This is a genomic window from Salinivibrio sp. PR919, from assembly GCF_001995355.1.
Classification (GTDB): domain Bacteria; phylum Pseudomonadota; class Gammaproteobacteria; order Enterobacterales; family Vibrionaceae; genus Salinivibrio; species Salinivibrio proteolyticus.
The window spans coordinates 19253-42718 of sequence record NZ_MUFL01000006.1 but is presented as its reverse complement, the minus strand read 5'-3'; the positions used below and the strand labels follow the sequence as shown (position 1 = coordinate 42718).

The following is a 23466-nucleotide window of genomic DNA, read 5'->3' as shown; positions in this document are numbered from 1 at the left end:
TCATCGCGTGACGGGCTGGTTGTCTTGTTTGGGGCACTATTGCCGTTCCAGAATCGCTTCCATTCCAAACACATCATTGGTTAATCGCAAGGTATCTGCCGCCAGTTGGAATTGCGATGAGTGCCGACCGTTACGGTAGATCAACATCAGGTTGTCGCCTTCCACCAAATAGACCCCGCGATGAGTGACTGAGCTCCCATCATCCCCGCGCACCTGCATCGCGAATAAGAAGTCGGGCCGTAATTGCAGCGACACCCCGTCAACGTGTTCACTCACATCTTCGCCTGAGATGCTGTGGGAACGCCACAAACCGCTTAAATCTTCTGGCAGGAGCTTGGTAAAGACCGCACCTTGCAGTTGCAATTGGTTATGATTGAGCTGATAGGCATGCCGCTGCTCGATGCCTTCATTATCGTACAGGCGTAATATGTTCTCGTTGATGTCGTACTGCCCTGCAGCGGTTTCGAGTTGTCCATCATGACGTAACAAATCGATACGAAACTCGTAATTGGAATTAAAAGACAGATTAATCGCTTTGTAAGGATGTGGGGCTTGCTCAACGGGCATGTCGCTAAACCAATACCAATCCCCCAGCAGTAATGGGAAATCCACGCGAGAGAGCTCTTCGCTGCGAACCGGAAGCGACACGATGATCGCTAACATACACCCAAGTAAGAGACGCATATCTCACCCCACTGACCGTTATTCCTATCAATAAGGTTAGACGTAGATCTCAAAATGCTACAATTTTTTGATATTGATCTCGTTTTATCGGTTCATCAACATCTACGCGTCATCTCCATGTCATAAAAAAAGCCTAGGCAATTGCCTAGGCTTGTCGTGACACCAACCGAGGATGATCAACGATTAGCGATTAGAGTGGCAAGATCATTGGTAATGCTCGCCGCTTCCTCTAAGTAGGCATCCGGCTCTTCGTAATCCTTCGGCACATCCTCGAGCGATTTAAACGGCGGTTCGCCCATGGCTTTTTGACGTGCATTTAGGCGCGCCAAACGTTCTTTATCCTCGTGATCCATTTCCTGCCGGCGCACTTTCTCATTCAAGGAAATACTGTTTTTATCTTTTTCCTGCTGATAAAGCGCAATGTCTTCGCGGATAAAACCAAACTCACGGTCTGAAGCAATGCGGGTTTGATGGCGCTTGGTCAACGCATCAATCACGTCATCAGGCAGCTTCATTGCCGAGTATTCCGCAGGGGCAATTTGATCCCATGGCAACGCGTTGTCTTCCATGCTCTCACCAGTTTCATCGGGGGATACCGGCGATGGAAACGCAATATCGGGTACCACGCCTTTATTTTGGGTACTGCCACCACTGATGCGATAGAATTTTTGAATGGTGTATTGCACGTAACCTAAAGGCTTTTCGAACAAATCATAAATATGATTTAGCGAGCGGTGCTGCTGCACTGTACCTTTACCGAATGACTGTTCGCCAAGCACAATTGCACGGTGGTAATCTTGCATGGCCGCGGCAAAAATCTCTGACGCCGACGCACTGTAACGGTTAATCAGTACCGTCATCGGCCCGTTGTAGAAACTCTTGCCATCACTGTCGTTGTTGACCTTAACCCGACCGTAGCTATCGCGCACTTGCACAATCGGACCTTTGTCGATGAACAAGCCACTCAACGCTGTTGCTTCACTCAAAGCGCCGCCACCGTTATTACGCAAGTCCACCACAATACCACTGACATTTTGCGCGGTGAGCGCTGCCAACTCTTTCTTGGTATCTTCAGCCAAACCGACATAAAAGCCCGGCACCGTCAGCACCCCTWCTTTTTGATCGCCACGTTCAATCACGTCGGATTTGACCGCGCGGTCTTCTAAGCGGATTTTGTCACGAGTAATAGTGACGCTGTAACTTTTAGCGTTGGCGCCTTCAGGCAAAATCTGTAGCCGGACCTCGCTTCCCTTCGGTCCTTTGATCAGCTCGACGACATCATCGAGTCGCCAGCCAATCACATCCACCATCGCCTCGTCTTCTTGACCGACACCGATAATGCGATCTCCCGGCGATAACTGTTTAGACTTTGAGGCAGGGCCACCAGCCACCAACGAACGAATCACTGTATATTCATCCTTCACCTGCAAAACCGCACCAATCCCTTCGAGTGACAGGTTCATCTCAGATTGGAACTGCTCAGCATTGCGCGGAGAAAGATAGCTAGTGTGCGGGTCCACTTCTCGCGCAAACGCGTTCATGTAGACTTGAAACACATCTTCACTGTGACTTTGGGTGAGGCGCTTCAATGCGCTGTTATAGCGCTTACCTAGGGTTTCGCGAATATCGTCATCGTCTTTCCCCGTTAGACGGAGATTCAACGCATCATTTTTAATTCGCTTATCCCAAATCGCATCGAGTTCTTGCTCATTGGCCGCCCAAGGCAGTTCGGTACGGTCGAGAACCATTGACTCGTCTTTAGAGAAATCAAACGGCTTATCGAGAACCTCGAGTGCATATTGGTATCGCTCAAAGCGCTTTTTGAGTACCAAATTGTAGATTTCGTAGGCCGCGTCGGTTTCCCCCTCTTTGAGCTGATCGTCCAGCCGGTCTTTCCAACGCGATAAGGTATCGACATCGCTCTGGGTTAAAAAGACACGGTTGTAATCTAACGTCTCGAGATAACGCTCAAAGATCCCGGCCGAGAAAGCATCGTCGAGAGAAAACTGCTTGTAATGCGAGCGGGTAAAGCGCGAGGTGACACGCTTTGAAGCGGTTTTGTGTTGGGGTTCAGCGGAAAGTGTTGGCAAATCACTGAGTTGAAAGTTGGCCTCTACGGCCTGGGCAGACGCTGCCAGCATCAAGCTGGCAGCGATAGCCGAAAAGCGGCGTCGACAAAACATGCGTCGAGGAGTCTCCTTTAGGCGCTGAGGTGCTCCGCTTTCACTAACATGGTCAAACCGTTAGTAAGACGAACACGCACCTCATCCTTGTTAATTTCAACAATGGTCGCTGGCAGATTACCATTGCCCATGTTCACATTTACGTCTTTTCCTACGACAACGTCGCTGGCGCTGAGTTCGCGACGTGGCTCTTTAGCTTTCTTAGTCATTTTAGCTGGCTTTGGTTTACTCGTACGAGCTTTTGCCGTTTGAGCTGCCGCTTTTTTGCCTTTGGCTGGCGTTTTGCCTTGACCGTCTGCTTTTTTCGCTTGTTGCTTACGACGTTCCGCCGCACGCGCTTTGCTTTCAGCAAGAGTTTGAGCCGCGTGATCTATATGCTCTTGTTCTAGCTCGCCACACGCGTTGCCATCAAGATCGACGCGTGACGCACCCGGTTTCACGCTGTGCAGATAACGCCAGGAAGACGTGTACTGGCGAAGCGCGGCTCGCAATTGGGTTTTGCTTACCTTAGGGTCATCATTCAAGCGTTCTGCAAGATCTTGAAAAATGCCAATTTTTAGTGGCTTGGCTTCGCCTTCAACAGTAAAACATTTAGGGAAACGTTCAGCAATGTAGGCAATGACTTCTTTGCTGTTCGCGAGCTTTTCAGTATTTTCCATGTTTTTTCCTGGCCTGCTGTAGTCAAGCTGCAGCAGAATATCTACGTGTATTTAAGTATGAAAGTGGTGCGTATTATAGATACCTGATATTAAAAAACTACCGAGATTGACGAAATTACAGGTGTTTTTGCAATTCTTTGACCAAGGTAGTCAGGCCCTGTTCATCTTCTTGGTCAAAACGACCCACTGTTGGGCTATCAATATCAAGCACGGCTTGGAGTTGGTTGTCGATTCTAACCGGGACGACAAGTTCAGCGTTACTGGCGGCATCACAGGCGATATGCCCCTCAAATGCGTGTACGTCTTCAATCCGCATGACTTTATCTTGGCTAAAGGCGGCACCGCAAACCCCTTTTTCAAATGGGATCCGAACGCACGCCGGCAGGCCCTGAAATGGTCCCAACACCAACTCTTTGCCATCACTCAAGTAAAAACCCACCCAGTTAATGTCTTCAAGTTGGCTATTCAGTAATGCGCTCACGTTCGCCAGTTTTGCAATCAAACTTGGCTCGCCCTCACATAAAGCAACCGCTTGTTGGGTTAACAGACGGTAAAAATCAGCTTTGTTTTCCATAAATCACTGCATCTCAAACAACAAGACCATTACAATAGAAATAATCCAAAGACATTTCAATTGAGTATCTTGATTTATGATTACTTGGCGCTGGCTTCTTGACCAAGCCCGACCTCATCGTACCCGCCTGATTTGGGCCAATATTGTGGCAATTGTCGCCACCCTGATCAGCGTGCCCATTCCGTTATTGATGCCATTACTGGTCGATGAAGTGCTGCTCGATAAACCCGATTGGGGGCTCGCGGTGCTAAACCACGTATTGCCACAAGCTTGGCAACATGCCGCTTTTTATATCGCGGCGGTGCTTGTCATTGTGGTGTTGATGCGTGCCACCAGCCAAGCGCTTAACATCCTTCAAAGCCGTCAGTTCACCCTGGTCGGCAAAGCCATTACCTATAAAATTCGTCAACACCTGATTGCAAAATTAGGCCGTGTGAGTATGCAAGAGTATGAACTGCGCGGCAGTGGCGGGTTAACGTCTCATTTGGTGACCGATGTCGAAACCATTGATAAATTTATTGGTACTACGCTGAGTAAGTTTATTATCGGCATTCTCACCGTAATGGGCACCGCGGTGGTGCTTTTGTGGCTGGATTGGCGATTAGGGCTTTTTATTTTGCTCATCAACCCGATCGTGGTTGCCTTAAGTCGCGCTCTAGGCCAACGGGTTAAACATCTTAAAAAACGAGAAAACCAAGCGTTTGAGCGCTTCCAGCAACGTCTCGTCGACACACTCGATGGGCTTTACCAACTCCGCGCCGCCAACCGAGAGCGTGAATACCTTCATCAATTGGATCAAAGTGCAGGCGATATTAAGGTCAGTGCCGATAAATATGCTTGGCAGTCAGAGGCCGCGGGACGCTTATCATTTTTGATGTTTTTGATTGGCTTTGAACTTTTCCGCGCTGTCGCGATGGGCATGGTCTTTTTTAGTGATCTGACCATTGGTCAAATGTTTGCTGTGTTCGGCTATCTTTGGTTTATGTTGGGCCCGGTTCAGGAACTGTTAGGGATCCAGTTTGCATGGTATAGCGCTAAAGCAGCCATGAATCGAGTCAACGATGTGTTGAGTTTGCAAGAAGAGGCACGCCGTCCTGACGGCCAAAATCCAAGTGATAGCGACAATACAGCCTTGGATATCGAGATTGAGGATCTGCACTTCGCCTATGATGAAGATAAATCTGTTCTCAATGGCTTGAATATGCATATCCCAGCGGGACAGCGTGTCGCATTGGTCGGCGCCAGTGGTGGCGGTAAATCAACGTTGATCCAATTGTTGCTGGGCCTTTATCCGGTTGAACGCGGCGATATCCGCTATAACGGCTATTCGATCAATCAGCTTAATTTAGCCGCGCTTCGCCAACAGATTGCGGTGGTACTACAACAACCCATGTTGTTTAACGATACCCTACGTAATAATTTGAGCTTGGGGCGAGATGTGACTGATAGCGAGCTTTGGCACGCGCTAGAACAGGCGCAACTTGGTGATGTCGTGAATAAGCTCACTCAAGGGCTCGATACACCGCTGGGACGACAAGGGATCCGTTTATCGGGCGGGCAACGTCAACGTGTCGCCATCGCAAGAATGTTGCTTGGCGACCCTAAACTGGTCATTCTAGATGAAGCCACGTCGGCATTAGATACCGCAACGGAGCGGGCACTGCACCAAGCGATGCATACCTTCTTAGCCGGTCGCACCACGCTGATTGTGGCGCATCGACTCTCCGCGGTGAAAGAAGCGGATTTGATTTACGTGCTGGAGGATGGCCAAGTCACCCAAAAAGGCACCCACGGTGAGTTGGTTACCGCCCCGGGCGTATACCAAACACTTTATGGCACCATTCAACAGGCAGCAGGGAAATAGCATGCGCGTGCAACCGGTCACTCATCTTGAGCCTCAACCTCGGACAGGGTTAATTCGCTGTCCCGGTTGCGATCTTGTGTTGACCGGTTGCGAAACCGCTTGGGATCACCTTGCCATCTGCCCACGCTGCGCCACTAAATTGCAGCAAGGGCGTCGATTATCGTTTAACGGTGAGTTGGCCATTGCGTTAACCATACTGGTGTTATTTTTACCCGCCCATGGGCTACCGCTGTTATCAATCAACTTATTAGGCAAGGAAATAAGCGCATCTGTGCTGACCGGCGCGAACCTTCTATGGACCAGCTACCCCTTTGTCACCGCGCTGGTGGTCTTTTGTGCTAGCCTTGCACCACTCCTTTTTACCTTAGCCATTCTGGTCATGCACTTGGCGCGCCGTCACGGCAACATTCGCTTTTTCCGTCCAACCGTGACGCTGATTGATCACCTCCGTCATTGGGTCATGGCGGATGTGTTTATGGTTAGCCTCGCGATTGCGTGCTTTAAAATCCAAGACTATGCCGATCTTCGCTTTTCATTGGGGCTCGCCTGCTACGCCACGTTACAAATTCTGCTTTCGGTGCTGCTAGTACGTGTCAATACCCGACGCTACTGGGATGCGTTCTTAGCCCCTAAACCTGTCAACAGTATCCATAACTTGATTCGTTGCGATCACTGTGGTTTGACGCAACACCATAGCACTCAAACCCATTGCCAACGTTGTGAACGTCCCCTACACGTTCGCCTGCTACGCAGCGAGCAAAAAACATGGGCGTGTCTGCTCACCGCTGCGGTCTTTTTGTTGCCCGCCAACCTTTATCCAATCTCGATTTTTTTCTCGAATGGCATCCGACTCGAAGACACGATTTTTTCTGGCGTTGCCAGCCTGATTAACAATGGTATGCCGGGAATAGCGGCGATAATTTTTACCGCCAGTATCATTGTGCCAGTGGCAAAGATTCTCGGACTTGGTTTCATTCTGATTAGCTTGCATACCTCTGTCGCCATTACGCCACGCCAACGCATGTGGCTATATCGAAGCGTGAAATGGATTGGCAAGTGGTCAATGATGGACTTATTCGTGATTGCATTGATGGTCGCGCTCGTTGATCGTGGCCGCATTATGGACTTTACACCCGGCCCTGGCGCCATTGCTTTTGGTATTGTGGTGGTACTCACTATGCTGGCCACTGACCTTCTTGATACGCGTTTGATATGGGATCATCATGAGCGACAAACACGACGTGCCGACGCCAACCATTAAGACGACCTATGGCCTTTCTCCTTTATGGATCTTGCCTATCTTGGCGCTAGGCTTAGCGGGATGGCTCGTTTTTCAATCCATTAATGAAGCCGGACAGCGGATTCAAATTCTGTTCAACGATGCGCAAGGCTTAGAAGCGGGGCGAACAACCATTCGTTACCAAGGGCTAGAAGTCGGGAAAGTTCGCAATATCACCTTGGCGGATGATCTCAATGGCATTTATGTCGATGCCACGATTTACCCAGAAGCCAAGCAGTTGCTCACGACCGGCAGTGAATTCTGGTTAGTGAAACCACGCGCGTCATTAACGGGGATTAGCGGCCTTGAAACACTGGTGTCGGGGAATTACATCGCCCTTCAACCGGGAAAGGGTGAACCTAGCCTTCGCTTTACCGCGCGCGATGAGCCCCCGGCTGATACGACCGATAAAGCTGGCACGACCTTTAAGCTCCACGCACCGACCTTGGGCTCGCTCAATATTGGCTCGCCACTTTATTACCGTAAAATCCAAGTCGGCGAGATCTACAGTTATCGTCTTGATGATGATAATCAAGGCGTCACCCTGTCTGTATTGATCAAACCTGAGTTCAGTTCGTTGGTGAAGCAAGACACGCGGTTTTGGTCCGTCAGTGGTTTGAAAGCGAATGTCGATCTGTCTGGGGTCGATGTCGAACTTGATAGTCTTGCCAGCTTAGTGGCCGGCGGTGTGACGTTTGATTCACCGAGTACCAGCCCACAAGCGACGCATAATGACAGCTTTAGGTTATACCCAAGCCTGAGTGCTGCAGAACGTGGCCAAACCATTGAAATTGCCTTGCCTACCAACCACGGTATTCAAGGCGCTGGCGCCCGAGTCACCTATCAAGGACTGCAGATCGGTGAGATTACCGAGATTCGCATCGATCCAGACACCCAAAACGCGTCTGCCACGGCCGCCATAGACCCGAGCATGCTGTGGCTGTTCAATCAAGAGACCCAAATCACCATCGAACAACCACAGATTGGTTTTAACGGTCTTAAAAATATCGGCAACTTGGTGTTGGGTAACTTCTTATCCGTGGTGCCCGGCTCCCCTGATGCTCCAGCTGTTGATAGTCATTATCGCTTCTCAGCCAGCACGTGGCAGCAGCAACAAAAAGAGGCCGCCGATGCCTTGGTAGTTACGCTCGACGCCGATGACGCTTACGGCCTTACGCCTCGCACCAAAGTGCTTCATCGTGGCATTCAGGTGGGCTTTATTGATCACATCGGCCTCAATAAAAGTGACACCGTCACGATAAAAGCGGTGATCTATCCGCAATACCGCCATCTTGTCAAACAACAATCGCAATTCTTTATATTAGGGGGAATTACCGGTGAGTTGAGCGGCAATGGGCTCGATGTGGTAGTGCCTGCTATGGAGCAAATCGCCGATCCCGCATTAAGCTTTACTAGCCAAGGCAAGCAAGGTGTACGCGATAGCTATCCGCTCTATACCTCACGTATCCAAGCCAAACACGCGCGAGAAGACGCGCAAGGCAAAACCCGCTTTACCCTAGTGGCTGATGCACTGCCCAGCATTAACGAGGGCAGTCCGGTGATGTATCGCAATTTTGTCGTCGGGCAAGTGGAAGGCTACCAGCTGAATGGAAAAAGCGTCACGATATCGATTGCCGTGAACAATCGCTATCGCCACCTGATAAACCGCGATACCGTATTTTGGAATCAATCCGGTCTCGACATCAAAGCCAACTTACGTGGTGTAGAAATCAACACAGGCTCGCTTCGCTCTTTACTCAGTGGCGGTATCGCCTTTGGCTCTATGCCGGGCATTAGCAACAAACGCCAAGGCGACTGGAAGCTCTACCCCTCACGAAAAGACGCGGCACGTTACGGGGTCGATATTGTACTCAACACGGACGAAGCCAAAGGGTTAAAGGTTGGCAGCGTAATCCGTTATCAAGGGGTGGATGTTGGCGAGATTACCCAACTAGAACCGGATTTTAAAACTCAATCGGTCCGCGTGCACAGTCGTTTGTACCCTGAATATAAAAATGAACTTGCCCGTCAAGGGAGCTATTACTGGCTAACCCATCCGGTATTAAGCCTTACAAAAACTGAGAACTTAGATTCTTTGTTTGGGGCCTATATCTCTGTCGTACCCGGAGCGGGCGAATTTAAGCAAGAATTCGAATTACATGCTTCCCCCAAATATCCGCGGGGCCTATCACTGGTGCTCGAAAGTGATGCACGTCATTCCATTGCTGTTGGCACCCCAATCCTCTATCGCGATATGGAGGTAGGCACTGTCTCCAAAGTGCAATTGGGCGAGTTTGCTGACCGCGTTTTATTCAGTGTCCAGATCACGCCGCAGTATGCACATCTGGTTCGAGAAAACACGGTGTTTTGGAATCAATCCGGTGTGGATGTGTCGATTGGTTTGACCGGTGCCAACCTAAAAAGCGGCACCATTGATAGCCTACTGAAAGGTGGGATCGCCTTTGCAACACCCGACACCTCTCCATTGGCCCCCAAAGCTAACGACAAACGCCACTACCTACTGCATCGAGAACCCAAAGCAGAGTGGCGTGAGTGGCGCACTGCGATCCCGAAACCCTAGCGCTATCTTTTCGGGCAGCCTTTTTCTTTGGCTGCCCTTTTTGAGTAAAAATACCGACTTTCTCCTCCCGCGACCTACACTCAAGACCAAGATCTGTTTACAATCTTGCGCTGCTAATTTCGAGTTCATCAACAAGAGATCCTGTTTTGCACCCCAATATCTCACTGCCAGAGGCTTTCTTAGCCCAAATACAGGCGACAATGCCCTCGCACCTCTCCATGGAGGAGTTCGTCGCTGCCTGTCAGCGTCCTCTGCGCCGCAGTATTCGTGTCAATACGTTAAAAATTTCCGTCGATGCATTTAAGCAACGTGCCGCAGAGCATCATTGGACACTGACTCCCGTACCTTGGTGTGACACAGGGTTTTGGATTGAGCGACAAGACGATGACAAAGTGCCATTAGGCAATACGGCTGAACACATGGCGGGACTGTTTTACATTCAAGAAGCAAGCTCTATGATGCCGGTCACTGCCTTGCTGGCAGGCGAGCATGAACCGGGCCAAGCCCCTGATTGGCAGCAAGTGCTTGATGTTGCGGCCGCACCAGGTTCAAAAACCACTCAGTTGGCAGCCTCCATGCAAAACAACGGTATTTTGGTCGCGAATGAGTTTTCAGCGAGCCGCATCAAAGGGCTACATGCCAATGTACAACGCTGCGGGGTAAGAAACGTTGCACTGACTCACTTTGATGGCCGTGTATTCGGCGGCTGGTTACCCGAGCAATTTGATGCCATTCTGCTTGACGCGCCCTGCTCTGGTGAAGGAACTATTCGTAAAGATCCTGATGCAATGAATAACTGGAGCCTTGCCTCAGTCGATGATATTGCGCAGACCCAACAAGCCCTGATTGATAGCGCGTTTCACGCACTGAAACCGGGCGGCGTGCTGGTGTATTCAACCTGTACCTTGAACCACACCGAAAATCAGTCGGTTTGCCACTGGCTCAAGCAAACTTACGGTGACGCTGTCACTTTTGAGTCACTAAAGGATTTATTCCCGGGTGCCGAACAAGCTCTGACCGAGGAAGGCTTTTTACATCTCTACCCTCAGATTTTTGACAGCGAGGGCTTTTTTGTCGCCCGCATTCGTAAACATGCATCCGCCACTCCACCGAGTGTAAAAAAGCGACTGGGCAAATTTCCATTCTCACCGGCAAGTCAAAAAGACAATCAACAGATAAGCGCCACCTTTAAAAAGGAACTCGGGCTATCKCTGCCGAATGAGGCCACGCTATGGTTACGTGACAAAGAGGTATGGCTTTTCCCTTCAGCTATCGAACCTATGTTAGGCGAAGTGAAGTTTGACCGCATTGGGATCAAGTTAGCCGAAACCCACCGCAAAGGTTATCGCTGGCAACACGAGGCGATTATCGCACTGAGCACCCAGTCACTCGCTGAATGTAAAACCATTGCGCTCACCAAGACACAAGCCGTTGAATGGTATCAAGGACGCGACATTTGGCCCGATCAAACGCCAGATAAGGGCGATATTATTGTGACCTATCAAGGGGACGTGCTCGGACTCGGCAAATGGGTCGGGAATCGGATTAAAAATGGCCTACCTCGCGATCAAGTTCGCGATAGCAACTTGTTTTAATCGATATGAAATGGTGTTGATAATAGTTCACAGGGAAAGAAACTGGCAAAGCTGTATTGATAAACTACACTTTAGTGGAATCACAACCTAAATTGGCATCTGGCTCCAATGAGCCCTTTCCCTGAGCTCGGAACAGGACGTTCCGAGCCTTTTTTTGTCTTGTCTAACGTGACGCCGTCACTTAACGCGGTAAATGCCATCCGCTTCAATACGAATCTTGCGTTGCTTGTACAAGCCACCCAAAGTCTTTTTAAAGGTCGCTTTACTGGTGCGGAACAAGGCAAAAATCGCATCCGGGGAGCTTTTGTCGTTAAGCGGCAAAAAGCCCCCTTTTTTATCTAGGGTTTGCAAAATTTTATCGCTTAAATCATCAACCCGCGCTTTACCGTGTTTTTGTAGAGCAAGATCCAACTTACCATCGTCGCGCACCGTTTTAACAAACGCACTCAGCTTCTTACCGATGAACAGCTTCCCGAACGCTTCAGCGCGATAAATAAGCCCCCAGTGCTGATTATTCACCACACACTTAAAGCCGAGGTCCGTGATATCCGTAATGATTACCGACACTTTGTCGCCCGCTTTTAAACGAGGCTTTTCGTCGCTGATAAACTTGTTGAATTTGCGGCTAGCCACGATACGGCCCGAGGCTTTATCCGTGTAGACGCGAACCACATAAGGTTTACCCTCTTCCATTCGCGTGCGTTGCTCACTAAAAGGCACCAGCAAGTCTTTGCTCAAGCCCCAATCGACAAACGCGCCAACCGAATTGACACCAACACAGCGCAAAGACGCAAACTCGCCCACTTGGGCCAATGGCGTTTCAGTAGTGGCGATAATATCGTCTTCGGAATCGAAATAGATAAACACCTTGAGCTCGTCGCCGACACGGGTATTCTCAGGGACGTACCGAGTTGGTAGCAAAATATTGCCGAACTCATCACCATCAAGAAATACCCCGAAGTCTGCCTGCTTCACTACCGTCAATGTGTTGTATTGGCCTAGTTTAATCATTGTCTCAACGCTGTAGAAAGTAATGGCGGTGAGTATACGCAATTTCACCCTGATATGCGCAGCCAAAACACCACTCAAACGGATAAAAAACCCTCAAGCACTGCCTATCTCCCGCTATACCCCTACTTTCTGTCTCTTGTTAGCGGCCCAATCCCTGTTAGGCTTGAGTGAAGACTATAGGGGGAATTCATGGCAGTATTTAACGGCTCACACATCAGCTTTAGTTTTAGCCAGCTTGGCAGTGCATTTGGCGAACACGTTACGCCAACCGCGCTCGAAAACGGTCGGCTTTTCACCTATAACGCCCAACTGGCAAAACAGCTTGGATTGAATGAATCTGACCTCACCTCGGAAGCGTTTCGGGCGATTTTATCCGCAGAGCAGCCGTTAGCCGGCCGAACACCGTTTGCAATGAAATACACCGGTCACCAGTTTGGTCAATATAACCCCGCGCTCGGCGATGGCCGTGGTGTCTTATTAGGGGAATGGCGCGATGCCGATGGCACCTTGTGGGATTGGCACCTAAAAGGGGCGGGAAAAACGCCATACAGCCGCCACGGTGATGGACGAGCGGTGTTACGCTCGACGCTCCGCGAGTATCTCGCCAGTGCCGCCATGACAGGGCTCAACATTCCGACCACTCAGGCATTAGCCATGGCCACCAGCGATACCCCGGTGATGCGCGAGCGCATCGAAACTGCCGCAACGCTACTTCGCGTTACCGAGAGTCACGTCCGTTTTGGCCACTTCGAGTACTTGTTTTACAGTCAGCAGCATGAGGCACTAGGCACGCTGGCCGACTATGTGATTGCACGTCATTTCCCTGAACTGGCCGAGGCCGAAAAACCCTATGCGGCACTGCTACAAGAAATTGTCGAACGAACGGCGGATATGATTGCCCAATGGCAAGCCATCGGCTTTAACCACGGTGTGATGAATACCGATAATATGTCGATTCTCGGCCAGACCTTCGATTACGGCCCTTATGCCTTTTTAGACGATTTCGACCCAGGTTATATCTGCAACCATTCCGATTACAGTGGTCGCTATGCGTTTAATCAGCAACCTGCCATCGCACTCTGGAATCTGTCCGCACTGGGCTATGCCTTTACGCCTCTCGTGGACAAGGATGTGATTAACGATATTCTTGGCAGCTTTGAACATCGACTACAAGTTGCCTATAGCCGCGCCATGCGCGATAAGCTGGGTTTGTCCGACGCACAGCCGTCAGACAGTCAATTGTTTAATCAGCTCTTTGCATTGCTAGAGGAAAACCAAACCGACTATACGTGTTTTTTCTATCAACTCAGTCAGTATCGCGGTGACGCACTCCTAACAGCCGGCACCCTGAACCAGTTCAAATCCATCTGCCAAGACACGCAGGCATTAACTGAATGGCTATCCGCGTATCAACAGCGCGTCCATACACTGGATGATGCGACTCGTCTGGCCTGTATGCAGCGCACCAATCCAAAGTACATTTTACGCAACTATTTGGCCCAAGCGGCCATCGAGGCGGCTGAAAAAGGGGACTTACAACCAACCCATGATTTAATGACGGTACTTGCCCACCCCTTCGATGAGCACCCGTCGCTCGCGCACTTGGCCAACCCGCCAACGGATGATAATAAAGGCCTTGCATTGAGCTGTTCGTCCTAACTATCAGTGACTGATGACGGGCAAAAAACTTAGCTCGTCGTCAGCCCTAACCAGCATTTTTCTGGTCAAAATCGCCTTAAAAACGCTACGGATATCACATTCATGCTTTCAAGGGCCGCGATTTTTGCTATCTTACTGGCTTCGCAACAGATTAAGATGTGAGGAAGGCTGTCCTCTATGCCACTGAAAACCGATGAACTTCGCACCCGCGTGGTTGATACCATGCCCACGCCCGCAGAGGTGGAAGCCGCCCACCCCATCAGCGACAATGTTGCTCGCCATATTACTGCTTCGCGTCATGCAATCAGCCAAATTCTTAATGGCCATGACCCGCGCCTACTTGTGGTGATTGGGCCCTGCTCCGTGCACGATCCTGACGCTGCACGCGAATACGCCAAACGGTTAAAAGGATTGGCAGAGACTTACTCCGATCAGTTACTGATTGTCATGCGTACCTACTTTGAAAAGCCGCGCACGGTTGTCGGTTGGAAAGGTTTGATAAACGACCCTCACCTTGATGGGAGCGGTGATATTCGTGCTGGGCTGTTCACTGCCCGTGAGTTGTTACTCGATATCAATAAAATGGGTTTACCCACTGCGACCGAGTTTCTCGATATGATCACCGGTCAATATATTGCCGACTTGATCAGTTGGGGGGCCATCGGTGCGCGTACAACCGAGTCTCAAATCCATCGCGAAATGGCATCCGCCTTGTCTTGCCCAGTAGGGTTTAAGAATGGCACTGATGGCAATATTCGTATCGCTGTCGATGCCATTCGTGCGAGCCGTGAGTCACACCTGTTTTGCTCGCCAGACAAGCATGGCACCATGACCATTTATCGCACAGCGGGTAACCCTGATGGCCACGTTATTTTACGTGGCGGCCATCAACCCAATTACTACCAAAAAGATGTGCAAGCGGCCTCAGAAACCTTATCGAGCTTCGGGTTGCCGGCCAAATTAGTGGTAGACTTTAGCCATGGCAACTGCCAGAAACAGCATCGCCGTCAGTTAGATGTCGCAGAGGATATTGCAACGCAACTGGCTAACGGAAGTACCGCCATTGCGGGTATTATGGCAGAAAGCTTTTTAGAAGAAGGCAACCAACCTATGGGTGATAGCGCGACGCGCCGATATGGCCAGTCTATTACCGACCCTTGCCTTGGCTGGCAGGATACTGAACGCTTGCTTGAGCGACTGGCCACTGCAAGTGCTAAGCGACATCAAGCCTATTAATTATTTATCAGCGACATGACATCCGTCATGTGAGAAAAGGACAGAACTATGCCCTCTTTTGATATTGTGTCTGAAATCGACAAGGTTGAATTGAAGAACGCCGTAGATAATGCAAGTCGCGAACTGGCGACGCGTTTTGATTTTCGTGGCGTTGAAGCGAGCTTCGAGCTGGACAAAGAAACCGTGAAAGTCATTGCAGAGGCAGATTTCCAACTCAACCAGATGATGGATATCCTGCGTAATAACCTTGCCAAACGTGGCGTGGATTCTCGTGCCATGGATATTCAAGATATGGTGCACTCAGGCAAAAGCTTCTCGCAGCAAGTGAAATTCAAAAATGGCATTGAAACCCCCGTTGCCAAGAAAATCACTAAAGCTATCAAAGACGCCAAAATGAAAGTACAAACACAAATTCAAGGCGAACAAGTCCGAGTAACCGGTAAAAAACGCGATGATCTTCAAGCGGTGATTCAGCTGGTAAAAGACAGTGATTTTGAGCAGCCGTTCCAGTTCGAAAACTTTCGCGACTAATGTGCAACATCTGCCACAAAAAACGGGCCATTTGGCCCGTTTTGCTTGTAAAGACAGTGTCGTTATCAGCTAACACTACTTATACTGGCTTTTGATTTCATCGAGCGCCCCGCTTGCAATCGCTTTATCTACCCCAGCTTGCAATTTCTCTACATAGCTATCAGGCGTACTTTTGCTCAGGCTGTAATACAATTGCGCTTCACTCAACACATACACCACTTCAAACTGGCTTGTGTCCACATTATTTTGACTCATGATGAAGGAACTGACGTTTTCTTCATACGCCCACATATCAACACGGCCCGCCGCGAGCTGTTTAGCCAGCAAATCTGCTTTAGGTGAGAGACGCAATGCGTTATCGCTAACGCCTAGGCTGCGTAACAAATGCTCACCGACATCGTCACGTACTACCCCAACTTTGTAGTTGGCAAAGTCGCTGCCGCTATTAATGGTAATCCCTTTACTTTTCGGTGCCCACACGACAATTTTGGTATCTGTGATGGGACCTACCCACTTAAACTTATCTTCGCGCTCTTCCGTGCGGGTGGTTGAAAACAGTACCGTGTTTGGCTCAGACAATGCGGTGGCATAGCCACGCGCCCAAGGTTGGATCTTAACTTGATCACGGGTAATCGGTTCGCCCGCTGCTTCGGTAGCCACTTCGAGAAAATCCACGGCAATTCCTTTCAACTGCCCGTTCTCTTCATAGTTAAAAGGGGGATAAACCTCAGTGATATAATTTAAGTCGCTTAGGTTGGCAGCTACTGTCGTAGTTGAAAATACCAGTAAACTGGCGGCAATGAGTGACTTCATTGGACTACCTCTTTGTTGTTCATTCCATAAAAACAGACGCCCAGCCAATATTATTATTCGGATAACCCGTACTCATGTATGACGCTACTTTTGGGTTGCCACACCATGGTGTTCATGCGGTTGTGGCTCAGCCACAGACAAGCACCGTGCTAACCGTTATCACTGCTGAGTATAGTCAGCGAAGAATCACCCTGCGTAATTTTAAACGCGCTTATGAGTCTTCCTCATTGTTGTTTTTTACAATTCAACACCTTGATACACAAAGCAAGGCCTTGTTATGACGCATAACAAGAATACTCACGTCCCTTTCACGCAAAAAACACGTGTTTGGCCGCCCACTCCTATGCAAAAAAGTTGAATTAGGTCACCATTAATGACTAAACTTTACCCCTTGTTTCATATAATTGCTCAATTAGGCCTCATTAATAATGCGTACTCTAACGAATAAGGTTACTGAGTGAGCAATAAAAGTCAGTCATATTCCAGCCTGGACAATGCCGAGTCTGAAAACCCATGAATAATCAAAAGCGACCTCTTTACATTCCCTATGCGGGACCTGCGTTACTCGAAACCCCGCTTCTCAACAAAGGCAGTGCGTTTAGCGTCGAAGAACGTAAGTTTTTTAACCTCGAGGGCTTGCTACCCGATGCCATTGAAACCATTGAAGAGCAGACCGAGCGCGCCTACCAGCAGTATCAACGCTTTGAAAACGATATCGATAAACACATTTACTTGCGTAATATTCAAGATACCAACGAGACATTATTTTATCGTTTAGTGTCGAATCACATCACCGAAATGATGCCAATCATCTATACGCCAACGGTCGGTGCTGCCTGCGAGAACTTCTCTAATATTTATCGTCGAGGCCGTGGGCTTTYTATCTCTTATCCAAACCGCGATCGAATTGATGATGTTTTAAACAACGCGTCACGTCACAATGTGAAAGTGATTGTCGTTACCGACGGTGAGCGAATTCTTGGTCTTGGCGACCAAGGCATCGGCGGCATGGGCATTCCAATCGGAAAGCTATCTTTGTACACCGCATGTGGGGGCATTAGCCCAGCGTATACGCTTCCAATCGTGCTCGATGTGGGCACCAATAATCCACAGCGTCTGTCAGATCCTATGTACATGGGGTGGCGCCATACTCGGATAAGCGGCCAAGACTACGACGACTTTATTGAAGAATTCATCCAAGCGGTGCAGCGTCGCTGGCCGGATGCACTCATTCAGTTTGAAGACTTCGCACAGAAAAATGCGATGCCTATTCTTGAGCGTTACAAAGACAAAGTGTGCTGTTTTAACGACGACATCCAAGGGACGGCCGCCGTCACCGTGGGTTCGTTAATTGCTGCCTGTAAAGCCGCTGGCACCAAGCTCTCCGAGCAACGCATCACCTTCCTCGGTGCAGGTTCTGCCGGCTGTGGCATTGCTGAAGCTATCATTGCCCAAATGGTGTCGGAAGGGATTTCCGATCAAGAAGCGCGTGCGCGTGTCTTTATGGTTGATCGCTGGGGCTTACTCATCGATGCCATGCCAAACCTACTCGACTTCCAGCAAAAACTGGTTCAAAAGAGCAGCGCATTAAAAGACTGGCAATTAGAAGACAATAATATTTCACTGTTGGATGTGGTACGTAATGCCCAGCCAACCGTGCTCATTGGAGTCTCTGGGGCACCAGGCCTCTTTACCGAAGATGTAATTAAGGCCATGCATGATAATTGTAAACGGCCGATTATCTTCCCCCTATCAAACCCAACCAGCCGAGTCGAAGCCACTCCCTTTGACATTCTTCGCTGGACAGACGGCCAAGCACTGGTTGCGACAGGTAGTCCGTTTGAACCCGTGCGCCTAGACAATGGTAAAACCTTCCCAATCGCGCAATGTAATAACAGCTATATCTTCCCGGGTATTGGCCTAGGTGTCCTTGCAGTGGACGCCACTCGCGTGACCGATGGTATGTTAATGGCCTCTTCGCGTGCACTCGCTGAGTGTTCGCCGTTAGCGAAGCGCGGCACCGGTGCCTTACTTCCTTCACTGGAAGATATTACCTATGTTTCAAAGCAAATTGCTTTTGCGGTTGCGAAACAGGCGATTGAAGAAGGCGTCGCGGCCGAGCTGTCTGATGAGGCATTGAAAAAACGCATTGATGATAGCTTCTGGGAACCCAGATACCGTGAGTATAAACGCACGTCGTTTTAACCAGCGGTTGACACAAAAAGCTCCTTTCGAGGAGCTTTTTTTGCTAGGATTCCATTCACTTGAGGCGCCAACCTTGACGCCTTATCCGCATGGCATTTCTGAAAGGGACAGTAAGTAGTATGGCGATCCGGCGCCTCGCACGATTGGTGTTTATCGCAGTGATTTTCGCACTGGTTACCATGGTAGCTAGTGACTTAGCGATCACGCTCAATGCGCGTGACCGCGTTTATACCGACGTCGACGACCTGCCCAAACGCCAAGTGGCATTAGTGCTTGGTACCAGCAAATATATTGGTAAAACCCCGAATCCTTACTATACCCACCGCATCGAGGCCGCAGAGGCACTGTATAAAGCAAATAAGGTGAGTCATTTACTCTTAAGCGGCGATAATGCGCACCGCTCCTATAATGAACCTTGGACCATGAAGCGCGATCTACTGAAAGCTGGGATCGCAGACGACGCCATTCACCTTGATTATGCTGGATTTCGTACACTCGACTCCGTGGTTCGAGCAAAAACGGTATTCAGCTTGGCCCGCTTTACCGTTGTCAGTCAGCAGTTTCACTGTGAGCGTGCCTTATTTCTTGCTGACGTGAACAATATTGATGCGATTTGCTATGCCGTAGCAAGCCCACAAGGCTGGGCTGGCATAAAGATCCGTTTGCGTGAAGTGCTCGCACGCACTAAAGCCGTGTTAGATAGCTTTATCCTTAATGTGAAACCCAAGTTTACTGGCCCGAAAGAGCCAATTGATGGTGTCACTGCCACTGAATCGTAAATGGGTATAAATCCACCCCTTCTTTCTCTTTCCTCTCACAAATTTCACATCTTTTTAATTAAGCGTTCAAAAAGTAGCGTGCAATCGATTAACACCCTCTTCAATAAGGCGTATATTAGCGCCGTCTGACACAGCAGGTGCTGTGCGGTGTTTAAAACATAATAATACGTGCTGCATGCACGATAACGTTGTAACAAAAAGGAAGCCCTATGGATGTGCAATCTTTGACCTCCCAATCCTCCGGATTGGATAGAAAAGCGTGGATCCTATTTGCCGATATCGCACTTTTTTTCGTGCTGTACTACAGCCTGCCCTTTGACCCTCAAGTGACTACAGGTCTCAGCCTTCTCGTCTTTATCGCGGTGCTCTGGCTCACTGAAGCTATCCATGTCAGCATCACTGCCATTCTCGTTCCCATTCTGTCGGTCGTCTTAGGGGTATTTGAAACCCCTGCGGCGATGGCGAATTTTGCTAACCCTATCATTTTCCTATTCTTGGGTGGCTTTGCCCTTGCCGCGGCATTGCAGGCCCAAGGTCTGGATCAAGCCATCGCTAATAAGGTACTGACGGTCGCGAAAGGAAAAATGTCCGTTGCCGTGATGATGCTGTTTGGGGTCACTGCGGCCTTGTCAATGTGGATAAGCAACACCGCTACCACGGCGATGATGCTGCCGCTTGTGCTCGGCATTTTGCGTAAAGTCAGTAACCAAAAAGATCATGGAACCTATGTGTTTGTGTTACTGGGGATTGCTTATTGCGCGAGTATCGGCGGGATTGCGACCATCGTCGGCAGCCCACCCAATGCGATTGCCGCAGCAGAAGCGGGACTGAATTTTGTTGGTTGGATGAAAATCGGATTGCCTATCACCTTGGTATTACTCCCGATCGCCGTCTTGGTGCTCTATGTGCTGACCAAGCCTAATTTAAGTCACGCCTTTGAGGCAGAGAAGCGTCACTTCGAATGGACGCAACCTCGCTTAGTCACCATGGGCATTTTTGCACTCACCGTCGCGGCTTGGATCTTTAGCAAACCACTAAACTCTCTGTTAGGTGGCCTCAGTAAGTTTGACTCCATCGTCGCCCTATCTGCCATTGTGCTGCTGGGTGCAACCCGTGTCGTGAAATGGAAAGAGATCGAAAAGACTGCTGATTGGGGCGTTTTACTTCTTTTCGGTGGCGGGATTTGTCTAAGCAACGTACTCAAAGCCACTGGGACAAGCCTATTTTTGGCTAACCACCTAAGCAGCGCCCTGACCGGCTCTGGCATCTTTTTCACCATGTTAGGTGTCGTCGCCTTTGTGATTTTTCTGACTGAGTTTGCCAGCAATACCACCAGTGCTGCCTTACTCGTTCCTGTGTTTGCCACGATTGCAGAAGCGTTAGGTGTTTCCCCTGTGGCGCTATCTGCACTGATTGCGATTGCCGCATCCTGTGCCTTTATGCTGCCGGTCGCGACACCGCCAAATGCCATTGTTTTTGGTTCCGGTCATATCGAACAGCGTGACATGATGCGTATTGGTTTGTACCTAAACATTATTTGTATCATGGTTTTAGCCGTCTTTACTTGGTTATTCTGGTAACCCTGTTCACTCACACTACCTAGCATTTGCGCTAGGTAGTGTTTTTCTCCTCTACTCTCACCCCGAAATTGTTTCAATAGAGTTTCAGGTTTACACTGTTGCGACGCTTCATTAACCGTAACTAACTATGGCATTTGCAGAAATTACAGGCTGGGGAAAATGTCTTCCTCCGGCCGTGCTGACCAATGATGACCTCAGCACGATTATTGAAACAAACGATGAGTGGATCCGATCACGTACCGGTATTGAGTCACGCCGAGTCAGTCATGTTGAAACCTCGGATCTTGCTACCGTGGCCGCTCAACGTGCGCTGGCCGCCGCAGGGATTGAGGCAGCACAACTTGATCTGCTGATTGTTGCGACCTGCTCACCGGATACCTTAATTCCTAACATTGCCTCCAAAGTCCAAGGTAATCTTGGTGCGGTGCGCGCGGCGGCATTTGATATGAATGCGGCCTGCACCGGCTTTCTCTATGGCCTAGAAACCGCAACCAAGATGCTTCAAGCCGGCCATTATCAGCATGCGCTGATCATCGGGGCTGAACACTTAACGTGGTACCTCGACTGGAGCAAACGCGATACTGCGGTGTTGTTCGGTGATGGCGCTGGCGCGGTGGTTATCAGTCAAACCGATCAAGAAGTGGGCCTTCTCGACGCCCAKCTCGGATGCGACTCAGCAGGACGCGATGTATTAGCGATCCCTGCTTTTGGTACCGCGATGGACAGATTTGACCCGCAAAATGGTCACTTCGCGTTTGACTTTATCGGCCGCGACATTTTTAAACGTGCCGTAAAAGGAATGGGGGCTGCCGCGAATCAAGTATTGTCGCGTAACCAGCTCAGCGCTGAGCAAATTGACGTGGTGGTTCCTCACCAAGCCAATAAACGCATTATTGAAGCGCTTTGTGACCACGCCGGCATTGGCCTAGATAAAGCATTTGTGAATATTCAGCACTATGGCAACACCTCGGCAGCAACCATTCCTATCGCACTTTGCGAAGCGGTGGAACAAGGTGTGGTTAAACCCCATAGCCAATTGTTAACCGCCGCGTTTGGAGCTGGTTTAACTTGGGGAGCGGGATTGATTCGTTGGGGTGAACGCACCACGCCACTGCAACAATCGGATGCAGAATTACCCGCCACAGATAAAACCGCGCTTGAGCTACTTGCCTACGCGGTTGATCAATGTCAGAACCGCCAAGCCTAGCCCTAACGCTTGGTACATACGCACATGCTGAAAAAAAGCCGACAATTAAGTCGGCTTTTTGCTGTGTATTTTATCAGGCGTTGCTTACTGAGCGAGATGCAAAAACGCCGCACCGCGTACACCACCAGAATCACCGTGCTGTGCTTTCATCAGCATCGGTGGTTTTGCCGCGGACAAAAGGTGATGAGGAAGACGTTTGGGCAACTCATGATAAATTTCATCAAAGTTGGACAAACCACCGCCCAGTACCACCATATCGGGATCAAGCGCGGTTAATAACCCACCAAAGCACATCGCCAACACATCAAAAAAGCGGTCAACAAACGCAACGGCCTTCGTTTCACCTAAGCGGTATTGCTCGATGATCTCAACGGCAGATAGCGGCGCGTAATAATGGGCATAAAGTTGTTCAAACCCGCGTCCTGACAAGTAGTTATCGAGACAACCTTGATTACCACATCCACAGGCAAACATGGGTGGTTTATCCCCCAAGCGTAGCCAGGCATCAATAGGCATGCGCATATGACCCACTTCACCGGCCATTTGGTTTTTACCGTTGATCACCTTACCGTTAATCACCAAGCCACCACCAAACCCGGTACCCAGAATCAAACCAAGCACGGTTTTCGCTTCTTTGGCTTGCTCATCCCAAGCTTCCGATAGCGCGAAGCAATTGGCGTCATTACTCACCCGCACCTCTCGACCGACGCGTGCTTCTAAATCCGCTCGCAAGTGCATACCGTTTGCTGCTGGCACATTCACGGTTAACACCGTGCCGTCTGCCGCTTCTGATCCGGGAATGCCAATCCCCACCGTCCCCTTTTCGCCGAACTTCGCGTCGTACTTTTCGACCAACATGGCGAGGATATCAATCAGGGCTGCGTAATCCTTAGTCGGTGTCGCATAGCGCTCAGTTGCTATACGATTGAGTTGTTTATCGAAGGCGCCAAATTCAATTTTGGTTCCGCCCACATCAAAGCCGTAATACATGGCCCAGCCACCTTTGTGTGTCGTTATTTATACAAA

The 23466-nt window shown here is 49.7% G+C and carries 18 protein-coding genes; 11 read left to right on the top strand and 7 right to left on the bottom strand.

Going from position 1 to position 23466, the window contains the following annotated elements; translation table 11 throughout:
* Window positions 1-36: 36 nt before the first annotated feature.
* The 4 genes from BZG83_RS02020 to BZG83_RS02005 form a co-directional block, all read right to left on the bottom strand.
* Complete coding sequence (locus BZG83_RS02020) at window positions 37-684, bottom strand: hypothetical protein (RefSeq protein WP_077456730.1); 648 nt, start codon at window positions 682-684, stop codon at window positions 37-39.
* Between the two features lie 176 nt (window positions 685-860).
* On the bottom strand, window positions 861-2867 hold the full coding sequence (gene prc / locus BZG83_RS02015; RefSeq protein ID WP_077479172.1) for a carboxy terminal-processing peptidase: 2007 nt from the start codon (window positions 2865-2867) through the stop codon (window positions 861-863).
* A 17-nt stretch (window positions 2868-2884) separates the two neighbouring features.
* Window positions 2885-3526: an RNA chaperone ProQ gene (gene proQ / locus BZG83_RS02010; protein WP_069589069.1), complete on the bottom strand. Its 642-nt coding sequence runs from the start codon at window positions 3524-3526 to the stop codon at window positions 2885-2887.
* 115 nt (window positions 3527-3641) lie between these two features.
* On the bottom strand, window positions 3642-4100 hold the full coding sequence (locus BZG83_RS02005; RefSeq protein WP_077479171.1) for a GAF domain-containing protein: 459 nt from the start codon (window positions 4098-4100) through the stop codon (window positions 3642-3644).
* A gap of 76 nt (window positions 4101-4176) precedes the next feature.
* Here BZG83_RS02005 and BZG83_RS02000 point away from each other — a divergent pair, with 76 nt between their 5' ends.
* The 4 genes from BZG83_RS02000 to rsmF all read left to right on the top strand — a co-directional run bounded on the left by BZG83_RS02000 (window position 4177) and on the right by rsmF (window position 11419).
* Window positions 4177-5964: an ABC transporter ATP-binding protein gene (locus BZG83_RS02000; protein WP_077479170.1), complete on the top strand. Its 1788-nt coding sequence runs from the start codon at window positions 4177-4179 to the stop codon at window positions 5962-5964.
* Window position 5965: 1 nt separating this feature from the next.
* Complete coding sequence (locus BZG83_RS01995; protein ID WP_077479169.1) at window positions 5966-7225, top strand: paraquat-inducible protein A; 1260 nt, start codon at window positions 5966-5968, stop codon at window positions 7223-7225.
* Window positions 7188-9824 (top strand): PqiB family protein, encoded by a 2637-nt coding sequence (locus tag BZG83_RS01990; RefSeq protein ID WP_077479168.1) that lies wholly within the window; start codon window positions 7188-7190, stop codon window positions 9822-9824. Before BZG83_RS01995 ends, BZG83_RS01990 begins: the two co-directional genes overlap by 38 nt.
* Window positions 9825-9970: 146 nt before the next feature.
* Window positions 9971-11419 (top strand): 16S rRNA (cytosine(1407)-C(5))-methyltransferase RsmF, encoded by a 1449-nt coding sequence (gene rsmF, locus BZG83_RS01985; RefSeq protein ID WP_077479167.1) that lies wholly within the window; start codon window positions 9971-9973, stop codon window positions 11417-11419.
* A 177-nt stretch (window positions 11420-11596) separates the two neighbouring features.
* Here the strand turns inward: rsmF and BZG83_RS01980 are convergent, their stop codons facing one another.
* Complete coding sequence (locus BZG83_RS01980) at window positions 11597-12430, bottom strand: CvfB family protein (RefSeq protein ID WP_077479166.1); 834 nt, start codon at window positions 12428-12430, stop codon at window positions 11597-11599.
* Between the two features lie 189 nt (window positions 12431-12619).
* Between BZG83_RS01980 and BZG83_RS01975 the strand changes: the two genes are divergently transcribed.
* The 3 genes from BZG83_RS01975 to BZG83_RS01965 all read left to right on the top strand — a co-directional run bounded on the left by BZG83_RS01975 (window position 12620) and on the right by BZG83_RS01965 (window position 15856).
* Entirely contained in the window at window positions 12620-14089 is a 1470-nt protein-coding gene (locus BZG83_RS01975) for a protein adenylyltransferase SelO (protein ID WP_077479165.1), read from the top strand.
* Window positions 14090-14266: 177 nt separating this feature from the next.
* On the top strand, window positions 14267-15325 hold the full coding sequence (locus BZG83_RS01970; protein WP_077479164.1) for a 3-deoxy-7-phosphoheptulonate synthase: 1059 nt from the start codon (window positions 14267-14269) through the stop codon (window positions 15323-15325).
* A gap of 48 nt (window positions 15326-15373) precedes the next feature.
* The gene (locus BZG83_RS01965) at window positions 15374-15856 is read left to right on the top strand and encodes a YajQ family cyclic di-GMP-binding protein (protein WP_077457015.1); all 483 of its coding nucleotides are present in this window, start codon (window positions 15374-15376) and stop codon (window positions 15854-15856) included.
* Between the two features lie 75 nt (window positions 15857-15931).
* On the opposite strand, the gene BZG83_RS01960 is transcribed toward BZG83_RS01965, so the two are convergent.
* Window positions 15932-16669 carry a substrate-binding periplasmic protein gene (locus BZG83_RS01960; RefSeq protein ID WP_077479163.1) on the bottom strand — a complete coding sequence of 246 codons (738 nt, stop codon included), beginning with the start codon at window positions 16667-16669 and terminating at the stop codon, window positions 15932-15934.
* Window positions 16670-17182: 513 nt separating this feature from the next.
* Here BZG83_RS01960 and BZG83_RS01955 point away from each other — a divergent pair.
* The 4 genes from BZG83_RS01955 to BZG83_RS01940 all read left to right on the top strand — a co-directional run bounded on the left by BZG83_RS01955 (window position 17183) and on the right by BZG83_RS01940 (window position 22440).
* Window positions 17183-18874: an NAD-dependent malic enzyme gene (locus tag BZG83_RS01955; protein WP_077479162.1), complete on the top strand. Its 1692-nt coding sequence runs from the start codon at window positions 17183-17185 to the stop codon at window positions 18872-18874.
* Between the two features lie 119 nt (window positions 18875-18993).
* Window positions 18994-19653 (top strand): SanA/YdcF family protein, encoded by a 660-nt coding sequence (locus BZG83_RS01950; RefSeq protein WP_077457021.1) that lies wholly within the window; start codon window positions 18994-18996, stop codon window positions 19651-19653.
* 209 nt (window positions 19654-19862) lie between these two features.
* The gene (locus tag BZG83_RS01945) at window positions 19863-21233 is read left to right on the top strand and encodes an SLC13 family permease (protein WP_077479161.1); all 1371 of its coding nucleotides are present in this window, start codon (window positions 19863-19865) and stop codon (window positions 21231-21233) included.
* 127 nt (window positions 21234-21360) lie between these two features.
* A complete protein-coding gene (locus BZG83_RS01940; protein ID WP_077479160.1) occupies window positions 21361-22440 on the top strand; it encodes a ketoacyl-ACP synthase III in 1080 nt (359 codons plus the stop codon).
* Between the two features lie 84 nt (window positions 22441-22524).
* Here BZG83_RS01940 and nagK read toward each other — a convergent pair whose 3' ends face one another.
* Entirely contained in the window at window positions 22525-23430 is a 906-nt protein-coding gene (nagK, locus tag BZG83_RS01935; RefSeq protein ID WP_077479159.1) for an N-acetylglucosamine kinase, read from the bottom strand.
* Window positions 23431-23466 lie beyond the last annotated feature (36 nt).

Bases quoted from the DNA above. Each gene is read 5' to 3' on its own strand.
- BZG83_RS02020 (WP_077456730.1), bottom strand. From the start codon at position 684: ATGCGTCTCTTACTTGGGTGTATGTTAGCGATCATCGTGTCGCTTCCG.
- proQ (WP_069589069.1), bottom strand. From the start codon at position 3,526: ATGGAAAATACTGAAAAGCTCGCGAACAGCAAAGAAGTCATTGCCTAC.
- BZG83_RS02005 (WP_077479171.1), bottom strand. From the start codon at position 4,100: ATGGAAAACAAAGCTGATTTTTACCGTCTGTTAACCCAACAAGCGGTT.
- BZG83_RS02000 (WP_077479170.1), top strand. From the start codon at position 4,177: ATGATTACTTGGCGCTGGCTTCTTGACCAAGCCCGACCTCATCGTACC.
- BZG83_RS01995 (WP_077479169.1), top strand. From the start codon at position 5,966: ATGCGCGTGCAACCGGTCACTCATCTTGAGCCTCAACCTCGGACAGGG.
- BZG83_RS01990 (WP_077479168.1), top strand. From the start codon at position 7,188: ATGAGCGACAAACACGACGTGCCGACGCCAACCATTAAGACGACCTAT.
- BZG83_RS01980 (WP_077479166.1), bottom strand. From the start codon at position 12,430: ATGATTAAACTAGGCCAATACAACACATTGACGGTAGTGAAGCAGGCA.
- BZG83_RS01975 (WP_077479165.1), top strand. From the start codon at position 12,620: ATGGCAGTATTTAACGGCTCACACATCAGCTTTAGTTTTAGCCAGCTT.
- BZG83_RS01970 (WP_077479164.1), top strand. From the start codon at position 14,267: ATGCCACTGAAAACCGATGAACTTCGCACCCGCGTGGTTGATACCATG.
- BZG83_RS01965 (WP_077457015.1), top strand. From the start codon at position 15,374: ATGCCCTCTTTTGATATTGTGTCTGAAATCGACAAGGTTGAATTGAAG.
- BZG83_RS01960 (WP_077479163.1), bottom strand. From the start codon at position 16,669: ATGAAGTCACTCATTGCCGCCAGTTTACTGGTATTTTCAACTACGACA.
- BZG83_RS01950 (WP_077457021.1), top strand. From the start codon at position 18,994: ATGGCGATCCGGCGCCTCGCACGATTGGTGTTTATCGCAGTGATTTTC.
- BZG83_RS01945 (WP_077479161.1), top strand. From the start codon at position 19,863: ATGGATGTGCAATCTTTGACCTCCCAATCCTCCGGATTGGATAGAAAA.
- nagK (WP_077479159.1), bottom strand. From the start codon at position 23,430: ATGTATTACGGCTTTGATGTGGGCGGAACCAAAATTGAATTTGGCGCC.